14 protein-coding genes are annotated in these 16,028 nt (G+C 74.5%); 5 read left to right on the forward strand and 9 right to left on the reverse strand.

The window, feature by feature from the left end:
- Positions 1-22: 22 nt before the first annotated feature.
- Positions 23-691, forward strand: coding sequence for a DUF4142 domain-containing protein (locus BFV98_RS27535; protein ID WP_013287690.1), 669 nt, complete (start codon positions 23-25; stop codon positions 689-691).
- Between the two features lie 61 nt (positions 692-752).
- Here the strand turns inward: BFV98_RS27535 and BFV98_RS27540 are convergent, their stop codons facing one another.
- The 5 genes from BFV98_RS27540 to BFV98_RS27560 form a co-directional block, all read right to left on the reverse strand.
- Positions 753-1,040, reverse strand: a complete 288-nt coding sequence (locus BFV98_RS27540; RefSeq protein ID WP_013287689.1) for an Lrp/AsnC family transcriptional regulator — start codon at positions 1,038-1,040, stop codon at positions 753-755.
- A gap of 52 nt (positions 1,041-1,092) precedes the next feature.
- Positions 1,093-1,968, reverse strand: coding sequence for an NTP transferase domain-containing protein (locus tag BFV98_RS27545; protein ID WP_071098283.1), 876 nt, complete (start codon positions 1,966-1,968; stop codon positions 1,093-1,095).
- Positions 1,965-2,492, reverse strand: coding sequence for an NUDIX hydrolase (locus BFV98_RS27550; RefSeq protein ID WP_013287687.1), 528 nt, complete (start codon positions 2,490-2,492; stop codon positions 1,965-1,967). Before BFV98_RS27550 ends, BFV98_RS27545 begins: the two co-directional genes overlap by 4 nt.
- Positions 2,493-2,531: 39 nt before the next feature.
- Entirely contained in the window at positions 2,532-4,319 is a 1,788-nt protein-coding gene (locus tag BFV98_RS27555; RefSeq protein ID WP_013287686.1) for a bifunctional (p)ppGpp synthetase/guanosine-3',5'-bis(diphosphate) 3'-pyrophosphohydrolase, read from the reverse strand.
- 129 nt (positions 4,320-4,448) lie between these two features.
- A complete protein-coding gene (locus tag BFV98_RS27560; protein WP_071098285.1) occupies positions 4,449-6,203 on the reverse strand; it encodes a DEDD exonuclease domain-containing protein in 1,755 nt (584 codons plus the stop codon).
- Between the two features lie 127 nt (positions 6,204-6,330).
- Here BFV98_RS27560 and BFV98_RS27565 point away from each other — a divergent pair, with 127 nt between their 5' ends.
- The 4 genes from BFV98_RS27565 to BFV98_RS27580 all read left to right on the forward strand — a co-directional run bounded on the left by BFV98_RS27565 (position 6,331) and on the right by BFV98_RS27580 (position 10,769).
- Positions 6,331-7,728 (forward strand): NYN domain-containing protein, encoded by a 1,398-nt coding sequence (locus tag BFV98_RS27565; protein WP_013287684.1) that lies wholly within the window; start codon positions 6,331-6,333, stop codon positions 7,726-7,728.
- A gap of 210 nt (positions 7,729-7,938) precedes the next feature.
- Complete coding sequence (locus BFV98_RS27570) at positions 7,939-8,160, forward strand: hypothetical protein (protein WP_071098287.1); 222 nt, start codon at positions 7,939-7,941, stop codon at positions 8,158-8,160.
- A gap of 228 nt (positions 8,161-8,388) precedes the next feature.
- Positions 8,389-9,648: a M48 family metallopeptidase gene (locus BFV98_RS27575; protein WP_071098289.1), complete on the forward strand. Its 1,260-nt coding sequence runs from the start codon at positions 8,389-8,391 to the stop codon at positions 9,646-9,648.
- Positions 9,645-10,769: a glycosyltransferase family 4 protein gene (locus BFV98_RS27580; RefSeq protein ID WP_071098291.1), complete on the forward strand. Its 1,125-nt coding sequence runs from the start codon at positions 9,645-9,647 to the stop codon at positions 10,767-10,769. The genes BFV98_RS27575 and BFV98_RS27580 overlap by 4 nt, the downstream gene beginning before the upstream one ends.
- A 115-nt stretch (positions 10,770-10,884) precedes the next feature.
- Here BFV98_RS27580 and BFV98_RS27585 read toward each other — a convergent pair whose 3' ends face one another.
- The 4 genes from BFV98_RS27585 to BFV98_RS27600 all read right to left on the reverse strand — a co-directional run bounded on the left by BFV98_RS27585 (position 10,885) and on the right by BFV98_RS27600 (position 16,017).
- Entirely contained in the window at positions 10,885-12,561 is a 1,677-nt protein-coding gene (locus BFV98_RS27585) for a bifunctional diguanylate cyclase/phosphodiesterase (RefSeq protein ID WP_255368363.1), read from the reverse strand.
- Positions 12,562-12,637: 76 nt separating this feature from the next.
- Entirely contained in the window at positions 12,638-13,450 is an 813-nt protein-coding gene (locus BFV98_RS27590; protein WP_030273947.1) for an SAM-dependent methyltransferase, read from the reverse strand.
- A 196-nt stretch (positions 13,451-13,646) separates the two neighbouring features.
- Positions 13,647-14,315: a response regulator transcription factor gene (locus BFV98_RS27595; protein ID WP_013287678.1), complete on the reverse strand. Its 669-nt coding sequence runs from the start codon at positions 14,313-14,315 to the stop codon at positions 13,647-13,649.
- Positions 14,316-14,322: 7 nt separating this feature from the next.
- On the reverse strand, positions 14,323-16,017 hold the full coding sequence (locus tag BFV98_RS27600) for a GAF domain-containing sensor histidine kinase (RefSeq protein ID WP_013287677.1): 1,695 nt from the start codon (positions 16,015-16,017) through the stop codon (positions 14,323-14,325).
- Between the last annotated feature and the right edge of the window lie 11 nt (positions 16,018-16,028).

The raw sequence follows: 16,028 nt of genomic DNA on the forward strand, positions 1-16,028 counted from the left end.
ACGTCTCATGGGGGAGGAACGAATGTTGGGAATCAAACGCCTGGGCCTGCTGGCCGCGCTGGTGGTCGTGGGGCTGGCGCCCGCCGCCGCGGCGCAGGCGGCGGCACAGCCGTCGACGCAGGACACGCAGTACCTGCAGGCGGTTCACCAGGTCAACCTGTTCGAGATCACCGCCGGTAACCTGGCCCAGCAGAAGGGTCAGAACCAGCAGGTCAAGGACCTGGGCAAGATGTTCGTGACGGACCACACCCAGCTGGACCAGACGGTGCAGTCGACCGCGCAGCAGCTCAACGTGCAGTTGCCGGCCGACCCGACCGCCGACCAGCAGAAGGTCCTGGACAAGCTGAACAACCTCAGCGGGGCCGAGTTCGACAAGGCGTGGGTGACCGCGCAGCTCGCCGGCCACGTCCAGGCGATCCAGGCCACCCAGACCGAGATCTCGCAGGGCTCGGAGCAGTCGGTGGTGCAGATCGCGCAGGACGCGCTGCCGGTCCTCCAGGCGCACTACGACGCGCTTGTGGCCCTGGCCCAGACCCTGGGCGTCCCGGTTCCGCAGACCAGCGCCAGCGGCACGCCCAGCCCGGGCGGCACCACGTCCCCGGGTGGCACCGAGTCGCCGGCTCCGGGCGGCACCGAGACCGAGGAGCCCGCTCCGGGCACCACGGAGACCCCGGTGCCCAGCCAGAGCTGACGTACCGCACGGTCGACGGTGGCCGGTCCGCCCGCGAGGGCGGGCCGGTCACCGGCTCGTGTCAGTCGGCGTTCGCCAGCCCGATCGCGAACGCCTCCTCCAGGTCGTGCTGCGAGTAGGCGCGGAACGCGATGTGCGACTCGGTGTTGAGCACGCCCGGCACCTTCGAGATGCTGCCGGCGATGACCTGGGCGATCTGCTCGAACTCCCGGACCCGGACCATGGCGATCAGGTCGACGTGCCCGGCCACCGAGTAGACCTCGCTGACGCCGGGCAGGTTGGCCAGGGTCTCGGCCACCTCGGGGATGGAGTCGGTGGCGCAGTCGATCAGCACGATCGCGGTGATCACGGGACGGTTCTCCGTTCGTCGGCGACGAGGCCCATGCTAGAGCCCGCGCCCCTCACCGCGCCGCCGGGACGGTCAGGTCGTCCCCGGCCCGGATCACCTCGCGCAGGCGTTCCCCGGCCGCGACTGTCGCACCAGGCCACACCACCGACCGGTCCACGTCGCCGTGCACCCGCGCGCCCGCGCCGATCACCGAGCCGGTGACCCGGCCGTCCACCGTCGCGGCCGGGTCCACCAGTCCGTCCGGTCCCGCCGCGTGCAGGTTGGCGGCCAGGTAGTCGGCCGGGGTGCCGGTGTCGTAGAACGTCCCCCGGTAGGGCACGACTGTGAGCGCCCCGGCGGCCTCCGCGGGCCGCCACACCGCCCGGACCAGGTCGCCGAACGTGGGTGGCAGGTCGCGGACCAGCCGCCAGGGCAGCAGCGAGAAACCCACGAACTCGTGGCCGTCGAAGGTCCCGGGGGCGTGCGGGTCGTCGGCGGGACGGCCGAGCAGGCGTACGCCGTGCCCGTCCCACCCGTCCAGCAGCGCGGCGATGTCCGGCCCGGGCGGGGCCTGCGGGTCGGCCAGGTATGCGTCGGCGTTGCCGACCAGCACGCCCCGGCCGTCGATCCAGTCCCGCAGCCGGCCCACACCCCCGGCGGTGCCGAGCGGGGCGTCCGGCTCGACCGACAGGTGGGCCCGTCCGCCCACCCGCGCGACCACCTGGTCGCCCAGGTAGCAGGCGTTCACCGCGACCCGCTCCGGGCCGGTCAGGCCGAGCCCGGCCAGCCGCGCCAGCGCCCGGTCCAGCAGCGGGACGTTTCCCACCGGGCAGAGCGCCTTCGGCACCCGCTCGGTGAGCGGGCGCAGCCGGGTGCCCTCGCCCGCGGCCAGCACCACCGCGCACACCTCGACCCCGGGTGCCGCAGTGCCCGCGTACGGGGTGCTCACGCGGCCGGTGGGTGCTCGCCGGCGCGCGGGCCGATGCCGTAGTAGCCGAGCAGGTTGGCGGTGGCGCGGCTGAGCCGGGGCAGGTCGTCGAGCGGATGGAAGGCGGCCTCGAACACCTCGGCGCCGTCCACCTTCAGCTCGGTGGTCGACGCCGGCACCTCCGCCTCGAAGACCACGTCGACCCAGCCCTTGGCGTGCACCACCGCGTTCGGCACCGCCGGGCGCAGCGCGTCGGGGGACAGACGGACGCCTGATTCCTCGTACAGCTCGCGGGCGGCGCCGACCACCGGGGCCTCGCCGCGTTGCAGCAGCCCGGCCGGCAGCGTCCAGCTGTAGCCGGGCGGCTGGCGCAGCAGCAGGATCCGGCCCGCGCCGGTGGCCTCCGTGTCCTTGACCAGCGTGACCGCGCCGACGATGTACTTCGGTACGGCCAGCCGGACCAGCCGCCGTCGCAGCGGGACCGGAAGCCGGTAGAAGATCTGGTAGCCGAGGGCCCGTCCGGTGGCACGCGCGCGGGGGATCATGCCGTCCAGGCTAGTGGTCCCGGCGCGGACCGGCTCCGTCTACTGCCTGTGGTCGACCAGATCGATCAACTGCTGGACCACGGTGTCCGGCTCGACGGTGCGGTCGAAGACCGCCACCAGCAGCGTCTCCAGGTCGGGGTAGCCCAGTTCCTCGGACAGCCGCAGCAGCGGCAGGTCGCTGGCCAGGCCCCGGTTGTGCTTGCGCAACGCCAGGCCGATCGAGGCCCGGCCGAGCCGGACCTTGTCGGCGATCGAGATGCCCGGCTCGGTGTGCTCGGCGAACCAGCGGTTGATCTGCATCTGGGCGTGCGGGGACTTCACGAAGCCCAGCCACTCCCGGCGCGGGCCGCGCGGGGCCACGTCCGCCTCGAAGCCGCTCTCCGCGTCGTTCTCGGTGAAGATCTCCACCACGTCGCCCTCTTCCAGTTCGGAGGACAGCGGCGCGAGCCGGCCGTTGATCCGGGCGGCCAGGCAGTGGTCGCCGCGCTCGGTGCCCAGCTCGTACGCGAGGTCGACAGGTGTCGCCCCGGCCGGCAGCACCACCTGCCGCCCGTCGGCCACCACCTGGATCTGCGCCTCGGACAGATCACAGCGCAGCGACTCCATGAACTGGGTCGGGTCGACCGTCTCCTGCTCCCAGTCGAGCACCCGGCGCAGCCAGGCCAGCTCGTCCGCCCGGTCGGCGCCCCGGCCCGCGGCCCGGGGGAAGCGGTAGTGGGCGGCCACGCCGTACTCCGCGGAGCGGTGCATCTCGGTGGTGCGGATCAGCACCTCGACCGTGCGGTCCTGCGGGCCGCAGACGCTCGTGTGCAACGACCGGTAGAGGTTGTTCTTCGGGGATGCGATGAAGTCCTTGAACCGGCCCGGCACCGGCCGCCAGAGCCCGTGCACGGCGCCCAGCGCGGCGTAACAGTCGGTCGCCGGACCGTCCACCACGATCGCGATGCGGGGCAGGTCGAACGGGGCGGCGTGGTCGCCGGCGACCGTGTCCTTCCAGATCGAGTAGAGGTGCCGGGGGCGGGGGGAGACGTCGGCGTCGACCCGGTTGCGGCGCAACGCCGCCCGGGTGCGGGCCACCACGTCGGCCAGGTAGGCGTCCCAGCCGGGCCGGTCGTGCACGAACCGGGCGATCCGCGCGTGCTCCTCCGGCCGCAGGTGCAGCAGCACCACGTCGTCCAGCTCGCGTTTGAGCGTCTGGATGCCCAGCCGGTCGCAGAGCGGGACCAGCACCTCCTGGGTCTTGCGGGCGATCCGCTCCCGGGAGGCGGCCGAGCGGACGCCGAGCGTACGCATGTTGTGCAGCCGGTCCGCCAGCTTGATCACCAGCACCCGGACGTCCTTGCCGGCCGCCACGATCATCTTGCGGACGGTCTCCGCCTCGGCGGCCTTGCCGTAGAACGCCTTGTCGAACTTGGTCACGCCGTCGACCAGGTGGGCGACCTCGCGGCCGAAGTCCTCCTGGAGCGCCTGGAGCGTGTAGCGGGTGTCCTCCACCGTGTCGTGCAGCAGCGCGGCGACCAGGGTGATGGTGTCCATGCCGAGGTCGGCGCAGATCTGCGCCACCGCCAGCGGGTGGGTGATGTACGGCTCGCCGCTCTTGCGGAACTGGCCGCGGTGCATGTTCTCGGCGATCGTGTAGGCCCGGCGCAGCACCGAGGCGTCGGCGCTCGCGTGGATGCCTCGGTGGGCGCGGACCAGTGTGGTGACCGGGTCGCCGTCGGCCGTCGGCCAGGTGAGCAGGGAACGCAGGCGGCGGGTGAGCGGTAGTTCGCCCTGGGTCGGGAGCGCGCCACCCAGGGCGGCGCCGTGTCCGGCGTCGACGTCCACCTGGGACACCTCCTCACCCCGGCCCTCGGCCACCGGGAACCGGCGACCGGGAGCAGAGCCCGCGAATCGGGCAGGTCTGCACTCCTTTAACAGACTAAGGGAGTCGAGGTAGTCCGATCGGTCAGTTGGTCATGAGCGTTCGGTCGAGAGTTTGGCGGATCCGCCGTTCTCCGCCTTCGTCAGCAGGTCGCGGAAACGCCCCGCACCGGCCACCGGCGAGGCCCACCCGTCGGTCGTCTCGACCAGCCGGGTCTCCGGTCGTTCCAACCAGGACAGGATCCGCTCGGTCTCCTCGGCGGTCGCGGCCGGCACCGGACCGTGCCCGGGCAGCACCGTCTCGGCGGTGGCGCGGATCGCCGCGATGGTGGGTCGCGGGTGGACACCCGGCGGGGACACCCCGGCCCCGGCGAGCCGGCCGTGCCGCACCAGCGCCAGCTCCCAGCCGCCCCGGGCGGCCGGACGGGCGGCGGCCAGCTCGGCGATGCCGGTCAACGCGGCCAGCCGTTGCATCCGGACCGCCGCGCGCAGCACCGCGACGAGCCGGCCGCGGACCACGGCCGCCTCCTCGTACCGCTCGGCGGCCGACAGCACCTCGATGCGGGCGAGCAGCGCGTCCACCACCACTCCGGGGTCGTCGCTGGTGGCGGTGCGGAACGGCGTCGCCGCTGCGTCGTCGTACTCCTCGGGGGTGATCCGGTGCTCGCAGGGCGCCGGGCAGCGACCCAGCTCGGCCAGCGCGCAGGCCGGCATGGTGGTACGCCGGGAGAGCCGGTGTGTGCACTGCCGCAGCGGCACGGCGTCGTGGAAGCCGGCGGCGGCCAGCTCCGCCGCCTGCCGGGACCGGAACGGCCCCAGGTAGGCCGTGTCGGTGGGCGCGATGTCGCGCACGATCGACAACCGGGGGTACGCCTCGTCGGTGAGCTTCAGCCACACCTGGCGCTCCGGATACTTCGACCTGCGGTTGTACGGCGGCGCGTGCGCCGCGATCAGCCGCAGTTCACGGACCTCCGCCTCCAGCGAGTGGGCGCACTCGACCGCCTCGACGCGCTCGGCGGCGGCGAGCATCTCGGAGATCCGGGCCCGCTTCTCCGCGGCGGTGAAGTAGCTGCGGACCCGGGTGGCGATGTCGCCGGACGTGCCCACGTAGAGCGGCCGGTCGTCGGCGGCCCGGAAGATGTAGACGCCCGGCACCTTCGGCAGCCCGTCGGCGAGGTGCCGCTTGCGGCGCTGGGTGGGCGTGACCGCGCGGGCGAACTCGATCGCCTCGCCGACCGTGCCGACCCGGTGCCCGCCGAGGCGGCCGATCAGCCCGTGCAGCACGTCGACTGTGGCCTTCGCGTCGTCGAGCGCCCGGTGGGTGGGCTGGGTCGCGGTGCGGAAGTAGGCGGCGAGCGTGCCCAGCTTGCGGTTGGGCACCTCGTCGCGGGTGAGCACCCGCCGGGCCAGCGCGGCCGTGTCCAGCACCCGGGGGTTGGGCCAGCGGTAGCCGTGCTTCGCGCAGGCCGCCTTGAGGAAACCCACGTCGTACGGCGCGTTGTGGGCGACGAGCACGGCGTCGCTGACGAACTCCAGGAAACTCGGCAGCACCTGCTCGATCGGCGGGGCGGGCAGCAGCATGGCCTGGGTGATGCCGGTGAGCACGGTGATGAACGGCGGGATCGGCACGCCCGGGTTGACGAGCGTGGCGAGCACGCCCAGCTCCTCGCCACCGCGGACCTTCACCGCGCCGATCTCGGTGATCCCGCCGCCGTCGGGCGCGCCGCCGGTGGTCTCCAGGTCGACCACCACGAAGGTGGTCGCGTAGAGCGGCAGCGCCGGGTCGACACCGCTGCCCGCCGGGTCCAGGCCGGCCAGCGACTCCTGGACGTACTCCGCTCGTGTCACCCGCGGGACGCTAGCGGCACGGTCCGACACTCCTGTCACTGCCGCCCCAGGAGATACCACGGGGGTACGATGAGAGATCGGCTCACTCACCGGGCGGTGGGCCCGTTCGGGGTGGGAGACTTGCCTCATGCCCCTCACCGAGCCGTACGACGACCACTCCTCCGTGGAGGAGCCGGTGGTCGGCGTGCCCGCCGATGAGGACGCGCCACCCGCGATCGAGCCCGAGCCCGTGCTGCCCGAGCCGGTCCGGCAGCGGATCGTCACGCTGACCGCCGCCGTGCTGCCCGGCCTGCCCGCCGACGAGGTGCCGGTGCCGCTGCGGCGGGTCGCCAAGTTCGCCCCCAACCGCCGCGCCCGCCTCGGCGCGCCCGCGATCGCCGCGCAGCTCACCGCCGACCCGCTGTTCCGGCAGCGGATCACCGCCCGGGTCCTCGCCGACGCCGGTGACCTGGGCGCGGCTGTGGTCGAGGGCACCGCACCGGCCGCCGCCGACCCGGTCGAGGTGGCCGCCCTGGCCTACCTGGCCCGGCCCCGCGGCTGGCGGGAACTCATCGACGCCAGCGGCGAGGCGGTACGCGCCGAAGCAGACAGCGCGGTAGTGGCCGAACTGGTACGCGAGGCCGAGCAGCGGGCCGCCCGCGCCGAGCACGACCGTGCGGTGGCCCGGGTCGAGGCGGAGAAGCTGCGCGACGAGCTGGCCCGGGTCCGGGAGGAACTGGGGCAGCTCCGCGAGGAGGCCCGCCAGCTGACCCGTACCCTGCGGGAGACCCAGGCCCGGGAGCGCAAGGCCACCGAGATGCTCGCCACCGAGCGGGGGCGGGCAGCCCGCGCCGCCGCCGACGCGGACGCCGAACTGCGCCGCGCCCGGGCCCGGCTGGCCGAGGCGGAGGCCGCCGCCGGAGTGGCCCGGGCCAGCGCCAAGGAGGCCCGCTCGGTCGACGACGCGCGGCTGTGGCTGCTGCTGGAGACGATCGGCCAGGCCGCCGTGGGGCTGCGCCGCGAGTTGGCGCTCGACCCGGTGGACAAGCTCCCGGCCGACTTCGTCGCCGACGCGTTCGCCGAGCAGCCGGGCACCGCACCGGCCGGCCCGTCGACGCGGGCCCGCGACACCGACGACCCGGCCCGCCTCGACCAGTTGCTCGCGCTGCCCCGGGCGCACCTCGTGGTGGACGGCTACAACGTGACCAAGCGCGGCTTCGGCGAGATGTCCCTGGAGCAGCAGCGCAAGCGGCTCATCACCGGGCTGGGCGGGATCGCCGCGCAGACCGGGGACGAGGTCACAGTCGTCTTCGACGGCGCCGAGCGGATCCACGGCCTGCCACCGGCGCCGCGCGGCGTGCGGGTGCTGTTCTCCCGCAAGGGGGAGACCGCCGACGAGTTGATCCGCCGGCTGGTCCGCGCCGAGCCGGCCGGGCGGCCGGTGGTCGTGGTCTCCTCGGACCGCGAGGTCGCCGACGGGGTACGCCGGCACGGCGCGTACCCGCTGGGCGCCGACTCGCTGCTGCGGCGCCTGGCGCGTTCCTGAGCCCGTCCTTTCTGCCGCTTGATCGACTCCAGTTCGGGGACGTGGCGGGGTCGCGCGCGTGCTGATCGCGCCACTTCGGCGTAGTGGTTCTGTTTCGCGGCGGCTGCTGCCTCGATGTCCGGTTCTGTCGTACCCGAGCGTTAGCGTCGTGGTGACCGACGGTGGTGGCTCCTTCCCCGGCCGCCGCCGGCGACCCGTCAGGAGGCGTTGATGCTGATCGACTGCGACACCTGCGGCAACCGTGGTGCCGGCTGCTCCGGCTGCCTGGTGACCGCCCTGTTCGACTCCGGCCCGGCCGATCTCGGCCCGGCCGAGCACCGGGCGATCGAGGTGTTCGCGCGGGCCGGATTCGACGTGGAGGTGCTGCCGTCCCCACCGGCTGAGACACGGGCACCGGTGCCCCGCCGTGGCGGCCGTCGCCGAATCGCCTGACACCGCCTGCCTGCCCGGGCTCTGTCGACCCTGAGCTCTGTCGGCCGTTCGCTGCCCGGCCCTCGGCCCCGGCGCCGTGCCTGAGCCCTGCCCGACTGATGCCGGGCCACGCTGTCGGGTCGCGCGTCGGGCACGGCGGTCCCGATCGAGGGCCGGGCAATAGGATGGGCGGTCACGGCGGGAGGGGAGCGGCATGACGCGGACGGGGCACGACGGCGGGGTGGGTCGGTGACCCCGCGCGCCTGGGCGCTGCTGACCCTGGGCGGCCTGGTGGTCGCGCTGCTCGTGGCGGTGGCGCTGCTGGTGCCGTGGAGCCGCCCGCCGGCGCCCCGCGCCGACCAGCTCGCGGCACTGCGAGACCTCCCGGCCGAGCAGGTGACCCGGGGCCGGGCGTTCCACGGCGCGCTGCGCCCGGCGGCCTGGTCGGCGCTCGCAGTAGGGCTGGTGGTGGCGCTGCTGCTCGGGCTGACCCCGCTGGGCGGGCGCCTTGTCGAACTGGCCGGCCGGCCCTTCGGCGGGCACTGGATCGCGCAGGCCGTGCTCGGCGGGCTCGCCGTCATGTTCCTCGCCGACCTGCTCACGCTGCCGTTCGCGGCCTGGCGCCGGACCGTGCTGGTCCGCTACGGGCTGAGCACCCAGACCTGGGGCGGCTGGGCGGTCGACCTGCTCAAGTCGTACGCGGTCAGCGCGGTGATCGGCGCGCTGGTCCTGCTCGGCTTCTACACAGTGGTACGGCTCGCCCCGCGCTGGTGGTGGGCGTTCGGCGCGGCCGGCGCGGCGGTCCTGGTGGTGGTGCTGTCGTTCGTGCTGCCGGTGCTGGTCGAGCCGGTGTTCAACCGGTTCACCCCGATGGAGCCGGGCCCGCTGCGCAGCGAGCTGACCGCGATGGCCGCCCGGGACGGCGTACCGGTGCGCGACGTGCTCGTCGCCGACGCGTCCCGGCGCACCAGTGCGGTGAACGCGTACGTCTCCGGGCTCGGCCCGACCCGGCGGGTGGTCGTCTACGACACGCTGCTGCGCGAGGCGGAACCGGCCGAGGTGACAAGCGTGGTCGCTCACGAGCTGGGGCACGCGAAGGACCGGGACGTGTGGACCGGCACGGTGCTCGGCGCGCTCGGTGCCGCCGCCGCGGTGGTGGCGCTCTACCTGATCGGTTCGTGGACGCCGCTGCTGCGGCTCGCCGGCGTCGACTCGATCGCCCAGCCGCGGGCGTTCCCGCTGCTGATCGTGCTGGTCACGGTCGCCGGCCTGCTCTCCACCCCGGTGCAGGCGCTCGTCTCCCGCCGGATCGAGGCCCGCGCCGACGCCCACGCGCTGGCGCTCACCGGCGACCCGGCGACGTTCGAGGCGATGCAGCGGCGACTGGCCGGGGTCAACCTGGCCGACCCCGACCCGCCGCGCTGGGAGCGCCTCTGGTCGGCGACCCACCCGTCCACCGTGGAGCGGATGGCTGCCGCCCGCGCCTACGCCAGGGAGTCCGGCCGATGAGCCGCACCTTGCTGATTACCAACGACTTCCCGCCGCGCCCCGGCGGCATCCAGTCGTTCGTGCACAACCTCGCGGTACGCCAGCAGCCCGGCTCGGTGGTGGTGTACGCGTCGAGCTGGCGCGGGGCGGAGAAGTTCGACGCCGACCAGCCGTTCGAGGTGGTCCGGGAGCGGACCCGGGTGCTGCTGCCCACCCCGCTGATCGCCCGGCGGGCGGCGCGGCTGGCGCGCGCGTACGACTGCGACACCGTGTGGTTCGGCGCGGCGGCCCCGCTGGGGCTGCTCGCCGCGGGCCTGCGGCGGCGGGCCGGGATCCGCCGGGCGGTGGCGTTGACCCACGGCCACGAGGTCGGCTGGGCGGCGCTCCCAGGCGCCCGGTCGGCGTTGCGCCGGATCGGGCGGGGCGTGGACGTGACCACCTACCTCGGCGAGTACACCCGGGCGCGGCTGGCCCGCGTGCTGGACGGGCTCACCGAGCTGCGGCGGCTCGCGCCCGGCGTGGACGTGGACACCTACCACCCGGACGTCGACGGCGGGCGGGTCCGGTCACGGCTCGGGCTGGCCGACCGGCCGGTGGTGGTGTGCGTGTCGCGGCTGGTGCCCCGCAAGGGCCAGGACATGCTGATCCGCGCGCTGCCGGAGATCCGCCGGCGGGTGCCGGACGCCGCGCTGCTCGTGGTCGGCGGCGGCCCGTACCGGTCGACGCTGGAGAAGCTGGCCCGGCAGACCGGGCTGGAACGCGATGTGGTCTTCACCGGCTCGGTGCCCTCGGCCGAGCTGCCCGCCCACTACGCGGCCGGCGACGTCTACGCGATGCCGTGCCGTACCCGCAACCGCGGGCTGGACGTGGAGGGCCTCGGGATCGTCTACCTGGAGGCGAGCGCGACCGGGTTGCCGGTGGTGGCCGGAGACTCCGGCGGCGCGCCGGACGCTGTGCGCGAGGGGGAGACCGGGTACGTGGTCGGGGGCCGGGACGTGGCACAGCTCGCCGACCGGGTGGCCACGCTGCTCGCCGACCGGGATCTGGCCCGGCAGTTCGGCGCCGCCGGGCGCGCCTGGGTGGAGCGGGAGTGGCGCTGGGAGACGCAGGCACAGCGGATGGCCGCCCTGCTGGCCGGCTGACCCCGCGCGGGCCGGGCCGGCAGGCCGCGTGCCGGCCGGATCAGGGCAACTGCGGGCCGGCCGGGTCAGGCGGCGGCGGGGTCAGGGCGGCGGCCGGGTCAGGGCGACGGCCGCGTCAGGAGGCCGCGTCGACGTGGGCGGGCACCCGGCCCAGGTGCGGCGCGGCCGGGCCGGGACGGCCGAAGTGCCAGCCCTGCCCGGCGTCGCAGCCGATCGCGCGCAGCCGGTCGGCCTGGTCGGCCGTCTCCACGCCCTCGGCGGTGACTGTGAGGTCCAGCGCGTGCGCCAGCGAGACGAGCGAGGCGAGGATCCGCTCGTCGGTGCCGCTGCCCGGCGCGCGCAGGCCGGTCACGAACTCGCCCGCCACCTTCAGCTCGTCGACCGGCAGGTCCCGCAGGTACGCGAGGTTGCAGTAGCCGGTGCCGAAGTCGTCGATGGCGACCCGGACCCCGAGGTCACCGAGCACCCGCAGGGCCCGCACCGGCTCGACCACTGTGCTCATCATGGTGCTCTCGGTGATCTCCAGTTGCAGCCGGTGCGGCGGCAGGCCGGTGCGCCCGAGCACGCCGCGTACCTCGGTCACCAGGTCGGTGCGGTGCAACTGCCGGACGGCGAGGTTGACGCTGACGAACGGCGCGTCGCCCTCCGCGTCCGGCCAGGTGCCCGCCTCGCGGCACGCCTCGGCCAGCACCCAGCTGCCGAGCCGGACGATCAACCCGGTCTCCTCGGCCAGCGGGATGAAGCTGTCCGGCCGCAGCACACCCAGCTCCGGGTGACGCCAGCGCACCAGCGCCTCCATGCCGAGCACCCGCCCGTCGCGCAACGACGTCAGCGGCTGGTAGTCGAGGTAGAACTCGCCCCGGTCCAGCGCGGCGGGGATCGCCGCGGACAGCGCGTACCGGGCCAGGTCGCGGCGGTTGCGGTCGGCGTCGAACAGCGACCAGCGGGCCCCGCCGGCGGCCTTGGCCCAGTGCAGCGTGCTGTCGGCCGCGCGCATCAGGTCCATCGGCGAGGTGCCCGCGACCGGGCGTTCCACGATGCCGATGCTGGCGGAGACGGTCAGCTCGTGGCCGTCGACGAGCGCCGGTTCGCGTACCGCGGCGAGGGCCGCCTCGGCGACCTTCACCGCGTCGTCGGTGCCGACGGTGCGTTCGACCAGGATCACGAACTCGTCGCCGCCGAGCCGGGCCACCAGGTGCTCGCCGAGCGCCCGGTGCAGGCGCTGCGCCACCGTCACCAGCAGCGAGTCGCCGATCTGGTGGCCGAGGGAGTCGTTGACGACCTTGAACCGGTCCAGGTCGAGGAAGCAGACACCGACCCGGTCGGCGCCCCGCCCCGGCGCGGTGATCGCGGCGGTCAGCCGTTCGGTGAACAGCGTGCGGTTCGGCAGGCCGGTGAGCGGGTCGTGGGTGGCCTGGTGCCGGAACCGGGCCTCGCTGTCGCGCAGCGCCCGTTCCGCCTGCGCACGGGCCATCATGGCGGCCCGGCGGATGGACTCCTGCTCGTCCAGCGTGCGGTCGCGCAGGGCGCGGGCGTACCCGGTGGCGACCGTGGCGAGCAGCCGGGCCATCCGGTCCTCGACGTCGTCGACGACCAGGTCGAGGTCGCGGACCAGGCGCAGCTGGATCACCTCGACGGTGCGGCCCAGCCCTTCCGCGGAGGCGATGTGCGCCTGCACCAGCTCCGCGCCGACCTGCTGGCCGATCCGCAGGTCGAACGGTTCGGCGCGCAGCGCCTGGGCCAGCCGGTCGGTGAGCCGTTGCAGCATCTCCTCCAGCTGCGACTGGGTCATCGGCAGGTAGCTGGTGCCGGACACCGCCTTGGCCCAGGCCCGGGCGAAGACGCCGGGCCTGCTGCGGGCCGCGTCGTCACCCACCGAGCCGCCCGACCCCGCCCATGAAGACGGCCCGCTCGGCGTTCTCCGCCTGGTCGGGGGAGTCCGGCCGCCACTGCGGCACCCACACCACGCCCGGGTCGACCAGCTCGAAGCCGTCGAACAGCGCGGTCATCTCGGCCCGGCTGCGGATCCAGAGCTGGCTGTCGGTACGCCGGTAGACCCGCTCCGCCTCGGCCCGTTCGCCGGTGCCGGCGCGGCCGTCCTCGCTGGCCTGGGAGAGCACCAGGTGGCTGCCGGGCGCCAGCGCCCCGCGCAGCGTCCGCAGGATCTCCTCCGGGCGGTCGGCGTCCGGGATGAAGTGCAGCACCGCCACGACCATCACGGCGACCGGCCGGGTGAAGTCCAGCAGCCGGGTGACCTCCGGGTGAGCGAGGATCGCCTCCGGGTTGCGCAGGTCCTCCTGGAGCACCGCGGCGTGCTCGTTGCCGGCCAGGATCTCCTGGCTGTGCGCCACCGCCACCGGGTCCACGTCGACGTAGACCACGCGCGACTCCGGGTCGATCCGCTGGGCGATCTCGTGCACGTTGCCGACGGTCGGGATGCCGGAGCCGATGTCGAGGAACTGGCGGATGCCGGCCTGGGCGAGGTACTGCACCGCCCGGCGCAGGAACGCGCGGTTGGCCTGCGCCATCAGCGGCGCCTCCGGCACCGCCTCCACCATCGCGCGGGCGGCCGCCCGGTCGGCGGCGAAGTTGTGCGAGCCGCCGAGGTAGTAGTCGTACATGCGGGCGACGCTGGGGCGCTCGATGTCGATCGTCTCGGGTGCCCAGTCCGGCCGCTGCATGTCCTGCCCCTCGGGTGTCGGCGACACGCGGTCGTCACCGCCGCGCGGATCACCCGGGTATTCTGCCCCTCCGCCGTCGCGGTGCAAAGACCGCCGTCGCTACGCGTCCGGCTGCTCACCGTACGCGACCACACGTGGCCGGGAACGCCGAGAGGCCCGCGTCCGTGGTGGACGGGGCCTCTTCCGGCGGTACGCCTCAGAACTTCGGGGCGTCCGGGGCCTCCAGCAGCCCCAGCCGCAGCGCGGTCATCAGCGCCTGCGCCCGGTTGGCGGCACCCAGCTTCTCGTAGAGCTTGGAGATGTGGGTCTTGGCGGTCGACTCGCTGACGAACAGCTGCTTGGCGATGCCGGCCACGCTCATGCCGTCGGCGAGCAGCCGCAGCACCTGGCCCTCACGGGGGGACAGCTGCGGGCCGGACGGCGCCAGCCGGCGCTTCATCGCCTCGGCCAGGTCGGCGGCGGTGAACGCGCTGGGGGAGGAGGCGGCGTGCCGGGCGGCGGCCACCACCTCGTCGGCCGGGGCGGTCTTCGGCACGAACGCGCTCGCACCCGCCTCCAGGGCGCCGAAGAGCTGGTCGTCACCGGCGTACATGGTGAGCACGACGATGCCCATGGACGCACTGGACTTGCGCAGGGCGCGGGTGGCCTCCAGGCCGCTGCCGTCGGGCAGGCGGAGGTCCATGATCACCACGTCGGGCTGGAGCGCGCCGGCCTGGCGCACGCCCTCCGCAGCGGTGGCCGCCTCGCCCACGACCTCGAACTGACGGTCGCGCTCGAACGCGTGACGCAGCCCCTTGCGGATGAGGTCGTGGTCGTCGACCAGGAGAACCTTGGTACGGGTGGCCGGTGTCGGACTGCTGGTCATCCTCGGGTTACTCCCCTTCTGCTGCTGCGGCGCTGCCGCGCACCTTATCGCGCCGGGGCGACGAACCGAGCACCACCGCCACAGTCGTCCCACTCGGCTGCCGCGGCCTGATCTCCAACCGGCCTCGGATACGTTCCGCCCTCTCGGCCATGATCGCAAGGCCATAGTGCCCGTCCGGGCGCTGGTCACCGATGCCGTGACCGTCATCCGACACTTCGATTCGGGTGTACGGGGGATCCACCTCGCACGTGACCCACAGGTTCGACGCGCCGGCGTGCTTGCGCGCGTTCGTCACCGCCTCCTGCGCGATGCGCAGCAACTCGGCCTCGGTGGCGGCCGGCAGCCGGGCGGTGGACTCGTCCAGCGACAGGTGCACCCGCAGGCCGCCGGACGCGCCGACGGTGCGGGCGTACTCGGCGATGGCGGCGGCCAGGCCACCGTGCCGGTCCACCTCGCTGCGCAGCTCGAACAGGCTCAGCCGCAGCTCGGTGATCACCCGGGTGACCTCCTGGCGCAGCGTGCGCAGCGAGTCGGCGGTTTCCTCCGCGTCCTCGTGCACGGTGGCGAGCGCGTTGTCGATGCCGTACCCGACCATGACCAGCTCCTGGGCGACCCCGTCGTGGATCTCCCGGGCCAGCCGCTGCCGCTCCTCGTTGGTCGCCAGCGAGCGCACCTCGTCGAAGAGCAGCGCGGCCTCCAGCCGCAGCGCCGCCGGGCCGGTCAGCGCCGTCACCCGGGACACCACGGGCGGCGGGTACGCGGCGGCGGTGTCCGCCTCGATCACCACCAGGCCGACAGTGCGTACGCCCGCCACCAGCGGGACGATCAGCGCGGAGACCTCGCCGGAGCGCCGGGACCGGGCCTGCGAGCGGGCCGAGACGGTCGGCTGCTGGCTGGCCCAGGCGTCGGCGATGGCGGAGTCGGCGTCGAGCGTGGTCTCCCAGTCGACCCGGTCCGCGCCGATCTGCGCGAGCACCACGAGCCGGCCGCCGCCGCTGGCGGACAGCACCGCGCCCCGGTCGGTCTTGGCCACCACCCGCAGCTCCTCCAGCAGGTGCTCGGAGATGCCGCCCGGGTCGAGGGTGGCGCCGGGCAGCTGGCGGGCGACCGTACGGAGCTGGGTGAGCAGGCGGGTCGCCTCGGCGTACGGCTGGGGTTTGCCCTCGCCGCGCACCCGCATGACGCGCTGGAGCGTGCCGGCGGTGTAGAGGCCGAGCCCGGCGAGGATCAGCCACTGGGCGCAGACCGCGAGGTAGCCGACCTGGCCGAGCTGCGGCCCGCCGTCGACCTGCGTGAACGCGGCGCTGGCCAGCAGCGTCGCCGCCGCCACGGCGAGCAGCGCGGCGCCCTCGCGGAACCGGCGGCTCAGCGCGGTCACGGTGACCGGCACGGCGAGGTACGGCAGTACCGCCGAGGCGCCCACCCCGCCGGTCACGCCGGACAGATGGGTGTCGGCGGCGACCTGGCTGGCGGCCAGCCCGAGCACCACCACCTCGGCGAAGCGGCTGATCGGGGCGAGCAGCCGGTGTTGGGGGGCGAGCACGGCGGGCAGGCCGGCGACGCCCAGCAGCGCGATCCACCAGAGCTGGGTGGCGTCGCGGGTGGCGAACAGGGTCAGGGCGGCGACCAGCGCGAGGAGGACCGCGCGAGCCGCCGCCGCGAGGGGCTGCGTCGACGGCTGGCGGGATGTGGAGGCGGGCACGTGACGGATGG

The organism is Micromonospora sp. WMMB235 (assembly GCF_001855515.1).
Lineage (GTDB): Bacteria > Actinomycetota > Actinomycetes > Mycobacteriales > Micromonosporaceae > Micromonospora > Micromonospora aurantiaca.

Excerpts from the sequence above, each read along its gene's own strand:
- BFV98_RS27580 (WP_071098291.1), top strand. The coding sequence starts at position 9,645 with ATGAGCCGCACCTTGCTGATTACCAACGACTTCCCGCCGCGCCCCGGC.
- BFV98_RS27590 (WP_030273947.1), bottom strand. The coding sequence starts at position 13,450 with ATGCAGCGGCCGGACTGGGCACCCGAGACGATCGACATCGAGCGCCCC.
- BFV98_RS27550 (WP_013287687.1), bottom strand. The coding sequence starts at position 2,492 with ATGATCCCCCGCGCGCGTGCCACCGGACGGGCCCTCGGCTACCAGATC.
- BFV98_RS27595 (WP_013287678.1), bottom strand. The coding sequence starts at position 14,315 with ATGACCAGCAGTCCGACACCGGCCACCCGTACCAAGGTTCTCCTGGTC.
- BFV98_RS27585 (WP_255368363.1), bottom strand. The coding sequence starts at position 12,561 with ATGACCCAGTCGCAGCTGGAGGAGATGCTGCAACGGCTCACCGACCGG.
- BFV98_RS27565 (WP_013287684.1), top strand. The coding sequence starts at position 6,331 with ATGCCCCTCACCGAGCCGTACGACGACCACTCCTCCGTGGAGGAGCCG.
- BFV98_RS27535 (WP_013287690.1), top strand. The coding sequence starts at position 23 with ATGTTGGGAATCAAACGCCTGGGCCTGCTGGCCGCGCTGGTGGTCGTG.
- BFV98_RS27570 (WP_071098287.1), top strand. The coding sequence starts at position 7,939 with ATGCTGATCGACTGCGACACCTGCGGCAACCGTGGTGCCGGCTGCTCC.